Raw genomic sequence first — 8,366 nt, 5'->3', positions numbered from 1 at the left:
CCTTCCCGGCGGCGGCGCCCTATTTCGATCGCGAAAAAGTCCGGGCAACGGGGCTTCCCCTCCGGGAAAACATCGCCCGGGCCGGGCAGCGCTCCGCCGATTTCTGGAGCGGCCCTCTGCGGGTGCTCATCTTCGGGGGAAGCCAGGGCGCTCATGCCATCAACCAGGCGGTGATGGAGGCTCTGCCGCTTCTGGGAGATTTAATCGGCCGCCTGCGTTTTGTGCACCAGACCGGCGAGGCGGACTTCGAGGCGGTCCGCGCGGCATATGAGTCGGCGGGCGCGGAGGCCGAGGTGGCGCCCTTTTTCTACGACATGCCCGAGCGCTACGGCTGGGCGCATCTGGCCATCTCGAGGGCCGGTGCCATGACGGTGGGCGAACTGGGCGCGTCGGCCCTTCCGGCCGTCCTGATCCCGCTGCCGACCGCGACCCACGGCCACCAGGAGGGCAACGCCCGCTATCTGGTGGAGCTGGGGGCCGCCCGGATGATTCTCCAGCCCGTGCTGACGGCCGGGGCAATGGCCGGGCAGTTGCGCGAACTGGAGGCGGATCGGGGCGCGCTCGCGGAGATGGCGCGCAGGGCGGGCGAGGTGGCCGCGGGGGATGCCTCCGGTGCGGTGGCCGGTTTGTGCCACGAGGTCGCGTGGGCGGCCTAGTTGCAGAGGAGCCTGAAGAGGTGATTGCACAGGCGGGAAGTACTCATCCGATGCTGCGCCATGCCAGACGGATTCATTTCGTCGGCATCGGCGGTACCGGGATGTGCGGCATCGCCGAGGTGCTGCTCAACCTGGGCTACGAGGTGAGCGGCTCCGATCTTTCGCAGAACGACGCGGTGTTCCGCCTGCGGCGGTTCGGCGCCCAGGTGGCGAACACCCATCGGGCGGAGAACATCGAGGGCGCGGATGTGGTGGTGTACAGCTCGGCGGTGACGCTCGAGAACCCGGAGGTGGCCGAGGCGCGGCGGCGGAAGCTTCCCGTCATCCGGCGGGCGGAGATGCTGGCCGAGCTGATGCGGATGAAATACAGCATCGCCGTGGCCGGGACGCACGGAAAGACAACGACGACTTCTTTTATCGCCGCGGTGCTGGCCGAGGCAGGGCTCGATCCCACGGTGGTGGTGGGCGGGAGGCTCAACGCGCTGGGCGCGAACGCGCGCCTCGGCGAGGGGGAGTACCTGGTGGCCGAGGCGGATGAGAGCGACGGCTCGTTCCTGCGGCTCATGCCGACGATCGCGGTGGTGACGAACATCGACGAGGAGCACATGGAGTTTTATGGCGACTACGAGACGCTCAAGGCGTCCTTCCTCGAGTTCGTGAACAAGGTGCCTTTCTACGGTTTTTCGGTGCTCTGTCTCGATCATCCGGCCGTGCAGGAGCTCATCCCGCGGCTGGAGAAGCGCTTTTTTACCTACGGATTCGGCGGCCAGGCCGACTATGTGGGCGAGGAGTTCCGCTACGAGGCGGGCGAGAGCGTCTTCGCGGTGCGCCGGGGCGGGAAGCGCCTCGGCGAGATCCGCCTGGGCATTCCCGGCCGCCACAACGCCGACAACGCGCTGGCTGCGGTCGCGGTGGCGACCGAGCTCGATGTGTCCTTTGCGGATATCCAGAAGGGGCTCCGCGGGTTCGCCGGCATCGGGCGGCGCTTCGAGCGAATCGGCGAGGCAGGCGGGGTTGTGGTGATGGACGATTACGGTCACCACCCCGAGGAGATTCGCGCCACCCTGCGCGCCGCGCGCGAGAGCGCGCTCGATCGAAGGCTGGTCGTTCTCTTTCAGCCCCACCGCTATACGCGGACGCAACATCTCGGGGAGGCCTTTCACACCGCTTTTTACGACGCGGACGCTCTGCTGGTGGCGCCGATCTACGCCGCGGGGGAGAAACCCATCGCGGGCGTCACCGCCGGCGGGATTGCCGAGGGTGTACGGGCGCACGGCCACCGCAGCTGCGAGGAGGTGGCCGATCTGGATGCCGCCGTGAAGCGGCTCGGCGAGATGGCGGCGCCCGGCGACATGGTGTTCACGCTGGGGGCGGGTGATGTCTGGAAGGCGGGAAGGGCGCTGCTCGAGATTCTGGAGGCGCGCGAGGGTGAAGGAGAAAAGGCGGGATGAACATGGGCACTCATGGAGGAACCGAAGTGACGCCGTTGGAGGAAAAGTTTATCGGGCTTGCGTGCGAAATCCGTTTTTGCGCGCCGCTCTCGGAATTCAACACCTTCCAGATCGGCGGGCCGGCGGACGCCATCGCGCTGCCCCGAAACGAGAGGGAATTGGTGGAAGTGCTTGAAGTCTGCCGGGCGGAAGAGATACCGATCACCCTCCTGGGGGCGGGGGCCAACACCCTGGTGCTCGATGGCGGGGTGCGCGGCATGGTGATCTCCCTCGCGCGGGGCTTTCGGGAGTTTACCCTCTCGCCCGAGGAAGAGGGTGTCATTCTTCTCGAGGCCGAGGCCGGGGTGAAGAGTCCGCAGCTGGCCCGTTTCGCGGCCGAAAGATGGCTCTCCGGACTGGAAGCGCTAATCGGTGTTCCGGGAACGATCGGCGGCGCGCTCGCCATGAACGCGGGCACCTCGGAGCGCTACATGGGCGAGTCGGTCGAGAGCATCCGCTGGATCCGCCTGCGGGCGGGCGAGGCGGAGCGCCTCCCGGCCGGGGCGCTGGCGTTCGCCTACCGCGAAGCACGGCTCCCCGAGCCGGGCATTGTCGTGGGCGTCCGCTTCCGCCTCCGCCGCGCGGACCCCGAGTCGTTGATGACGCTTGTTCAGAGGAATGCCGAGTACCGGAAGGATCGGCAGCCCTCCGGAGTGCCCTGCGCGGGCTCCATCTTCCGGAATCCGCCCGGGGATCATGCGGGCCGGATCATCGAGGCGGCGGGGCTCAAGGGGCGGCGCGTGGGCGGCGCCGAGGTGAGCCAGGTGCACGCCAATTTTCTGGTGAACGCGGGCGGCGCGACGGCGGCGGATGTGCTGGCCCTCATCGAGGAGGTGCGCGGCGAGGTGAAGACCCAGACCGGCATCGAACTGCGGTTGGAGCTGAAAATGATCGGGGAGAGCGCTTCATGAGATGGCAGGGTGAAGGACGAAAGGATCGGAGCGCTTCCGTTCGCCTCCGGCTGCAGGCGGTCGCGCCGGTTTCGGAGAAGAAGCGGAAAAAGACCGCTGGACGCCAGCGCGGCGCGTCCCGTGCGTGGCTCCGGAGCGCCATCGGCCTGCTGGTGTTCGTGGAGGTGCTTCTTTTGAGCGGCCATGCCGTCAAGTGGGTGCGCTCGAGCCGGTTTTTCGCCCTCGGGGAGGTGGTGGTGTCCGGCTACCGCGCCCTCTCGCCCGAGGAACTCATCCGGCGAGCGGCGCTCTCGGCGGATGTCAATTTGTTCGAGGTGGATCTGGAGCGCGTCCGCCGGCAGCTCGAATCCCATCCCTGGGTCCGCCGCGCGGTGGTGCGAAGACGGATTCCGCACGCGCTCTACATGGAGATCGAAGAGCGTCTGCCGGCGGCGCTGATCCGGCGCGAGGGGATGATCGGCGTGGACCGGGAAGGGGTGATCCTCGGCACGGTGCCGGCGATGAAGGAGGGCTGCCTGCCGTTTATCGAGGGCTTCGAGAAGGGCGGCGGCGCACCCGGGGATCGCATCGCGGGCAGCGGATTTCGGCGCGCGATGCAGGCCGCGGCGCTCATCGGCGCCATCCCGGTGCTTCGGAAAAGCTGCATCTCGGTAGCACAGCCCGAGGACGGGCGCATCCGCGTCCGGGCGCTCGGCGGAAATGTTCACCTTCTGGTGCGTGATGAGGGGATGGGCGCCCAGGTGGAACGGCTGGGTCTTCTGGCGATCCGGATATTTCAGGATCAGACCGCCAGGTTTACGAAAAAATTCGAATTGGATCTGACATTTCCAGGGCGAATTGTTGTCCGCCCCCTGGAAAAGGAGGGAGGGTTGAGAGGATGAGCAGAAAGGCCGACGTAGTGGTGGGCCTCGATATCGGCACCTCGAAGATATGCGTAGTGGTGGCGGAGGTGAACGATGATGGCTCGATCGAGATCGTTGGTCTCGGGAAGCATCCGTCGAAGGGTCTGAGCCGCGGAGCGGTGGTGAACATTGACCAAACGGTGGATTCGATCCAGGCCGCGGTCGAAGAAGCAGAATTTATCAGTGGCACGCCCATCCGGTCGGCGTTTGTCGGCGTGGCGGGGAGCCACATCCGGAGCTTCAACAGCAACGGAATCGTGGCGATCAAGAGCAAGATAGTCCGTCAGGACGACATTGATCGGGTGGTGGAGTCCGCACGGGCAGTGACGATGCCCTCCGATCATGAAGTTCTCCATGTCCTTCCGCAGGAGTACATCGTCGATGACCAGGAAGGGATCACCGAGCCGGTGGGGATGAGCGGGGTGCGCCTCGAGTGCAAGGTGCACGTGGTCACGGGCTCCATCCCCGCGATTCAGAATATCGTGCGGAGCGTGGAGCGGGCCGGGCTCACGGTGGAGCGTCTGGTGCTCCAGCCGCTGGCGTCCTCGCTCGCCGCCCTGACCGACGATGAGCGCGATCTGGGGGTGGCCGTGGTGGACATCGGTAGCGGAACGGCGGATGTGGCCGTCATCAGCGGAAGATCGCTCCGCTACTCGGCCGTGATCCCGGTGGGAGGGAACCACGTCACCCACGACATCGCCATCGGTCTCCGTACACCGGAGCATCAGGCCGAGCGCATCAAGCAGGATTTCGGCTGCACCCACGCCTACATAATGGCGAGAGACGAGGAGATCGAGGTGCCCAGCGTGGGCGGGCGCCCGCCGCGTGTGCTGAGCCGCCAGATGCTCGCCGAGATCATCGAGCCCCGGATGGAGGAGATTTTCACTCTTATCCGGAGGGAAATCCAGAAAAGCGGCATGGAGGATCTTCTCCCCGCAGGCGTCGTCCTCACCGGCGGATCGAGCATCATGGACGGCGCGATTGAGCTGGCAGAGCAAGTACTCGAGCTGCCGGTCCGGCTCGGTGTACCGAGCGGCATCGGGGGGCTCGTGGACATGGTAAACGGACCGATGTTCTCCACCGGCGTGGGGCTGGTGATGTACTCGGTGCAAAACGGAGACCGAGGCCGCCGCAGGTGGGTGTCTACCGCATCGGGAAACGGTTCCTTCCGCCAGACAAAGGAAAAAATCCGGAATGTGCTGTCCAACATCTTTAAATGAGTTTCGTTGCGGAAACGGAATTTTGGGGGATTCCAGAATGAAGGGAGGCAAGGGATGAGCGATATGATGTTCGAACTGGCTGAAGAGATGCCGTGCCGCGCAAAGCTCGCGGTCATCGGTGTTGGCGGCGGCGGCGGCAACGCCGTCAACACCATGATCACCGCCGGCATGGAGAGTGTGCAGTTCATCACCGCAAACACGGACGCCCAAGTCCTGGAAAAATCCCTTACCGTGAAAAAAATCCAGCTCGGTACGGAATTGACAGGGGGTTTGGGCGCGGGCGGAAACCCGGAGGTGGGCCGCAAGGCCGCCCTTGAGGACACCGAAGTGATCACGACGCTGGTCGAGGGGCTCGACATGCTCTTCGTGACGGCGGGCATGGGCGGCGGAACGGGCACCGGCGCCGCTCCGGTCATCGCGCGGATCGCGAAGGAGGCCGGTGTGCTGACGGTCGGCGTCGTGACCAAGCCATTCGTCTTCGAGGGGCGCAGACGGATGGCGCAGGCGGAAGAGGGCATCGCCGAGCTGCGCGAGGCGGTGAACACCCTCATCACGATACCGAACCAGCGGCTTCTCGGGATGGTCGAACGCAAGACGACGATAGTCGAGGCCTTCGAGAAGGCGAACGATGTCCTCCTCCAGGCCTGCCGCGGAATCGCCGACCTCATCACCATCCCGGGCCTGATCAATCTCGACTTCGCCGACGTGCGCACCATCATGCGCGACATGGGCGGCATGGCGCTGATGGGCAGCGGAACGGGGGTGGGCGATAACCGTGCGATTACGGCCGCTCAGAACGCGATCAGCAGTCCCCTGCTCGAAGAGGGAACGATACAGGGCGCCCGCGGTGTTCTCATCAACATCTGTGGCGGCGAGGATCTCTCGCTCTACGAAGTGAGCGAGGCGTCCGAACTCATTCACGAAGCTGCGCACGAGGATGCGAACATCATCTTCGGATCGGTGATCGATCCTTCCCTCGGCGATCAGGTGCGCGTCACTGTCATCGCCACCGGCTTCGGGCGCGAATCGCTGAAGGCGGTGGCGAAGGCGGAGATCGAGGCCACGGGTACCGACGGGAAAAAGCTCTCGGTGCCCGCCTATGTCCGGCTCAAGAACAACCGGAAGGAAGGCACCCTGAGCTATCAGCTGGAGGATGAGGATCTGGACGTGCCCACATTCCTGCGCAAGCAGGCTGATTGACCCACAAGCTGCCGCTCCAGGGCGGGGTCCTCTCGCTTACGGGCTGGCGGTTATCCCCACTTGCTCCCGCCAGGGGGGCTTCGGCCCCCCTGGCCCCTACCTCCCAGATGTGTGCCTTGTGGGCCGGCAGGCCTGAATTTATAATGTAAAAACAATGGGTTTCGCCGTGCCGGTCGGAACCGTGCCACCCCTTGCGGCGGGAGCGCGCATGAGAGATTTGATGGAGCGGGAAGCGGGCGGCGTGGCGATCCTCCACTCGCCCCTGCTCGATGGCCTCGGCTTTGCCGCTCATGCTTTCAGTACCCGCCAGGGCGGGGTGAGCGAGGGGCGATTCGATTCGCTCAACCTGGGGCCCGCCGAGGGCGAACCGCGCGAGCGGGTGGCAGAGAACAGACGGCGTTTTCTCTCCGCCTCGGGGCTGGCGCCTGTCTGGATCGCCGAGGCGAAGCAGGTGCACGGCGCCGAGGTGATCGCGGCCGAGAAGGATCCTTTTGCGGAGGTTCGATGCGGCGACGCATTGATGACGGATGTGCCGGGGGTTCTGGTGACGGTCCAGACGGCGGATTGCCTGCCGGTGCTCTTCGCGGACCCCAAAAGGCGCGCCGTGGCGGCCGTTCATGCGGGAAGGCAGGGCATCGCCGAAGGGGTGCTTGCCGAGACGGTGCGCCGGATGGAGGAGCGGTTCGGCAGCTCGCCCGGTGACCTGGTGGCCGCGCTGGGGCCCGCGATCTCCGGCGAGGTGTATGAGGTGGGCGAGGAGTGCGTTCCTCCTTTCCGGCGGCGCTACCGCGACTGGAGGGATTTCTGCCTCCCGGCCGAAGGCGGCAAGTGGCTGCTCGATCTGAACGAGGCGGCCCGCAGGCAGATCGCGGCCGCGGGTGTCCCCGCGGATCAGATCGGCTCGCCGGGCCCCTGTACCTATCGGGATGCCGGGCGGTTTTACTCCTACCGGCGGGATGGGGCGCCGACGGGCCGTCTCATGGCGGCGATCGGCGTTTTCTAGGCGTTTTTCGGATGTGATATGGGCTCAATTCGGGAAAATCTGAAAAAAGTCCGCTCGCAGATTGCGGAGGCCGCCCGAGGGGCGGGCCGCGATCCCGGCGAGGTGCAGCTGGTGGCGGTCAGCAAGACGCAGCCCGCCGATAGGGTTGCCGAAGCCATCGCGGCGGGGGTGGATGTGATCGGGGAGAACCGCGTGCAGGAAGCGCGCGACAAGCGCGCCGGGCTGGGCGAGGCGGCTGCCGGCCGTGCAAGGTGGCACCTCATCGGCTCCCTCCAGAAGAACAAGGCGCGGCTCGTTCCGGGGCTGTTCAATGTGGTCGAGTCGGTGGATTCGCTCGCCTTGGCGGAGGAGTTGAGCCGGAGAATCGAATCGGCGGGTGCGCCGCCGCTCGAGGTATTCGTTCAGGTCAACACCGGCCTTGAGACCCAGAAGGGGGGCGTCTCCCCCGAGGAGATGCTCGCCCTCGTGGAGAAGGCAAGCGCGCTCCCCGCCCTTCGCGTCAGGGGGCTGATGTGCATCCCCCCCTTGGCGGGGGCGCCCGAGGAGAGCCGGCCCCACTTCCGGCTTTTGCGCGAGCTGCGCGATGGTGCGCACCGGGCGGGTTTTGGAGAGGTGCAGTGCCTCTCGATGGGGATGTCCAAGGACTTTGAACTGGCCATCGCGGAGGGTGCGACCCACGTCCGGGTGGGAACCGCGATTTTCGGCCCCCGGCCCCCGGTGCGGCGGGCCTAAAACACCGCGGAAACCCAGTATCCCAGGCTTTTCGGGCCGGGAATTGTGCCGTCCCGCCAAATTCAGTAGGGTGAGAGCGGATTCGCACTCTCCGGCAAGGAGCAGACATGGCGGCAGGACGCATCGGGATCATCGGCGGGGGCAATATGGGCGCGGCGCTGGCCCGAGGGATGATGGATTCCGGCTATGCCCCCCGCGAGGCGATTCTCATCGCCGAGCCCGTGGAGGAGCGCCGGAAGGGGCTCGAGGGGG

General features: G+C 66.1%; 9 protein-coding genes. All 9 read left to right on the top strand.

Annotation, left to right across the window (positions count from 1 at the left end; all coding sequences use genetic code 11):
• Window positions 1-656: glycosyltransferase (locus O2807_08180; GenBank protein MDA1000477.1), on the top strand; the 656-nt coding region annotated here is incomplete at its 5' end.
• Between the two features lie 50 nt (window positions 657-706).
• Window positions 707-2,107 (top strand): UDP-N-acetylmuramate--L-alanine ligase, encoded by a 1,401-nt coding sequence (gene murC / locus O2807_08175; GenBank protein MDA1000476.1) that lies wholly within the window; start codon window positions 707-709, stop codon window positions 2,105-2,107.
• On the top strand, window positions 2,104-3,057 hold the full coding sequence (murB, locus tag O2807_08170) for a UDP-N-acetylmuramate dehydrogenase (protein ID MDA1000475.1): 954 nt from the start codon (window positions 2,104-2,106) through the stop codon (window positions 3,055-3,057). Before murC ends, murB begins: the two co-directional genes overlap by 4 nt.
• Window positions 3,054-3,938 (top strand): FtsQ-type POTRA domain-containing protein, encoded by an 885-nt coding sequence (locus O2807_08165; GenBank protein ID MDA1000474.1) that lies wholly within the window; start codon window positions 3,054-3,056, stop codon window positions 3,936-3,938. Before murB ends, O2807_08165 begins: the two co-directional genes overlap by 4 nt.
• The gene (gene ftsA, locus O2807_08160; GenBank protein MDA1000473.1) at window positions 3,935-5,179 is read left to right on the top strand and encodes a cell division protein FtsA; all 1,245 of its coding nucleotides are present in this window, start codon (window positions 3,935-3,937) and stop codon (window positions 5,177-5,179) included. Before O2807_08165 ends, ftsA begins: the two co-directional genes overlap by 4 nt.
• 54 nt (window positions 5,180-5,233) lie before the next feature.
• The gene (gene ftsZ, locus O2807_08155) at window positions 5,234-6,379 is read left to right on the top strand and encodes a cell division protein FtsZ (GenBank protein MDA1000472.1); all 1,146 of its coding nucleotides are present in this window, start codon (window positions 5,234-5,236) and stop codon (window positions 6,377-6,379) included.
• Window positions 6,380-6,587: 208 nt separating this feature from the next.
• On the top strand, window positions 6,588-7,382 hold the full coding sequence (gene pgeF / locus O2807_08150) for a peptidoglycan editing factor PgeF (GenBank protein ID MDA1000471.1): 795 nt from the start codon (window positions 6,588-6,590) through the stop codon (window positions 7,380-7,382).
• 18 nt (window positions 7,383-7,400) lie between these two features.
• Window positions 7,401-8,114, top strand: coding sequence for a YggS family pyridoxal phosphate-dependent enzyme (locus O2807_08145; protein MDA1000470.1), 714 nt, complete (start codon window positions 7,401-7,403; stop codon window positions 8,112-8,114).
• 107 nt (window positions 8,115-8,221) lie between these two features.
• Window positions 8,222-8,366: NAD(P)-binding domain-containing protein (locus tag O2807_08140; GenBank protein MDA1000469.1), on the top strand; the 145-nt coding region annotated here is incomplete at its 3' end.

It is taken from the genome of bacterium (assembly GCA_027622355.1).
GTDB lineage: Bacteria > UBA8248 > UBA8248 > UBA8248 > UBA8248 > JAQBZT01.
Note: the sequence above shows the minus strand (reverse complement) of the source record. Positions and strands in the feature narration are given on the sequence as shown.